General features: G+C 49.0%; 2 protein-coding genes. Both read right to left on the bottom strand.

All coding sequences use genetic code 11. The features are described from left to right. Window positions 1–2,301: immunoglobulin-like domain-containing protein (locus JS541_RS14540; RefSeq protein WP_214375200.1), on the bottom strand; the 2,301-nt coding region annotated here is incomplete at its 3' end. Between the two features lie 316 nt (window positions 2,302–2,617). Beyond that, window positions 2,618–2,698: IS3 family transposase (locus JS541_RS14535; RefSeq protein WP_214303740.1), on the bottom strand; the 81-nt coding region annotated here is incomplete at its 5' end.

Genomic DNA, 2,698 nt, shown 5'->3' with positions numbered 1-2,698 from the left:
CGTATACCAGCCATCGAACGAATAGCCGGAACGCGTCGGATTCTTCGGCTTGGCGGCCTTGCCGCCCTGCGCCACAGACTGCGCGGCAGCACCGGAACCACCATTACCATCAAACCGAACCGTGAACCTTGGCCGAGCCGCGGTTACCGTAACCTTACGCGTTGCGGTAGCAGTGTTGCCAGCCTTGTCGGAAACAGAATAGGTCAATGTATACGTGCCAATTACGGATGTATCAACGCTTCCGCTCACCGTAATCGATTTGGTCAGATCGCCATCACGATCGTCCTTGGCCGTTACACCAGCTCTCGGATCAAACTTGGTACCGCTCTCAATGCTCGCGTCACCGACTCCAGAGAACACTGGCTTGGTGGTATCCGGCGGAAGGCTACCATACACATAAATCTCGTATAGACCTTCCTTCGGGGGATTCCATTGCGAGCCAGAGCCAGAAACCAGAGGCCAATCACGCATCGTCAAGCGAACATAACGTGCCGTGGTATTGACACTATTCGGAATGAATCCAGAGAAGTTACTGGAATCACCATTCACAATCTGCGTAAAGGACTTTCCATCGTTAGAAACGGAAATTCCATACTTATTATACGTCAATGCACTATTCGTAAGACGAGAGCTAAAATCAACCTCACGAATGTTGCTGGCAACACCCAAGTCGAGAGTCACTGTATACGGCTTGGTCGAGTGGCCCACAGAAGATGCATCTTCGGAATCACTGCCGTCAGTCAGTAGATTCGTATTACCATTCTCAGAATCAGAAGCAACACGCCCATAGGAAATATTCCTGCCGTTCTGTACAGGAACAGCACCATATACGGAGTCGACATCCACTTCTGGATACCAAGCGGTTGCATGATACGTTCCATTGATAGCGAGCGGGTGCATACGAAGAACATTATTAAGTGCAGTCTTCGGCGAGCGATACTGACCATAATGTCTATCAATCTCGGAATAGGTCACTCTCTTGCTACCCGAATCCGTACGGATCAGATAAAACTGTCCATCGCTGGCAGTGGCATTACCTACGCTGATTGGATTTGACCATTGACCTGCCAGATTCGTCGAATAGATATACTTCGTTTGAGATGAATAGAATCCTCTTGTCGCAGAAGTATACAGATAATAGTAGTTGCCGATCTTATGGATCTTCGGTGCTTCTCGCCCTTGACCTTTAAATACAGTCGCTAAGATCGATTCAGGCTGGCTCCACGAACTATTGATCTTAATAATAGAGATATTCTGATTTTTGTCAGTGGCCGCGACGACGTACAGAGTACCGCCTTCAACGTACGCGCTTAAATCACGAATGTCATGGTTGGACGGACGGCCATGGTAGGCGCTTACCACACCTTTATCCGGATCAATATCGACAATCAACAGCTCCGCTCGGTCATAGCCACTCGTACCTTCCAAGTGTCCGATCAATACCGCATGACCGTTAGCAGGATTCTCGATAAAGGTTGTACCTTCAATTCGACTGTTAGGCAGCTCCCACTTAGAACCGGACTTTGCATCATTGATGTATTCATGAGTATCACAAGCAAAAACCGTCGGCCCATTAGGGTTGATGGCATCAGCCTGCGCCTGGAACTGCCAATGCGTGTCTTGGAACAGATGCAGCGAAGTGCCATCTTTCCTTACCTGAATCCATGAACGTCTTTGATCGTTATCGGAAGGCTGGCGAATAGACCAGTATTTTGCCAATTGAGCAGCGCTGCTGGGGCAACCGTTCGAAACACTGTTCACCCACTTCTTTTGACTGCCATTGAAAGGCTTGGGAGTAGAACCCGAACGTGAGTTATACACTGGGACTTCCGTTTTGCCGACCGGGTCCTTGTCCATCGCAGGCGGAGTCACATTGTTATGCTGCAGCGTAATCTGCGTAGGAGTAAAGGTTTCAACACTGTTGGAGGAAGCTTTCCCTTTCAGGCTGCTGCCTGAATATGCCAATACCTCATACGTTGCCGCTGTCCCAACAGGCAACCCATAATCATCGATGCTTGTGCCCGAAGTTGTGCCCACAAGCGTCTTACTGCCTGCAGAAACACGGTATACAGAGTAGCTGTTAGCGCCCGACACAGCCTGCCAAAAAATTTTGGAATTGTTCGCAGCTGATTCCCCGTTGATACGAAATACCTGTGCCGCTGACTGGAATTGCGCTTCAGCTGCGGAAGCAGTTGTCGATGAAACGATTCCTATTGAGAACGATACTGCGGTCGCAGCTACAGCCGCAACGACACCGCGTATTCTCGTTCGCCAGCTATGGAAAGATAGACTCCTGCCCATAACCTTCTATCTCCTTGCTCACACCATAATACTTCTCAGTATGTCAGCTCGGCAGCCAACATAAACCAAATATACCCCCGAATGATCACAATATGCAATCGACGTTCCATTGCCCTGTTCAGTATCGAGCATGATAAACCAAAAGCTACCAGTCAGTAACTAGATATCCTGCAGCCCCATATCAAATCGGTCACCATCGACTCATAAATCAAATTCCTGCATACGAATGCAGGAATTTGACGTTATATTATAAGGGGGTAACGTGTGAACTGAACTGCGCCCCGGAAGTTGGACGTGGTTTATTAAGGGTACCTGATCAGGCTGTGAGGGACATATTCCGGAATTCCTCCGGGGTGTGTCCCTCAAGTCGTTTCTGCCTTCGTTTGGTGTTCCAATG

The sequence above is a fragment of the Bifidobacterium sp. SO1 genome (assembly GCF_018555335.1).
In the GTDB taxonomy this organism is placed as follows: Bacteria; Actinomycetota; Actinomycetes; order Actinomycetales; family Bifidobacteriaceae; genus Bifidobacterium; species Bifidobacterium simiiventris.
Note: the sequence above shows the minus strand (reverse complement) of the source record. Positions and strands in the feature narration are given on the sequence as shown.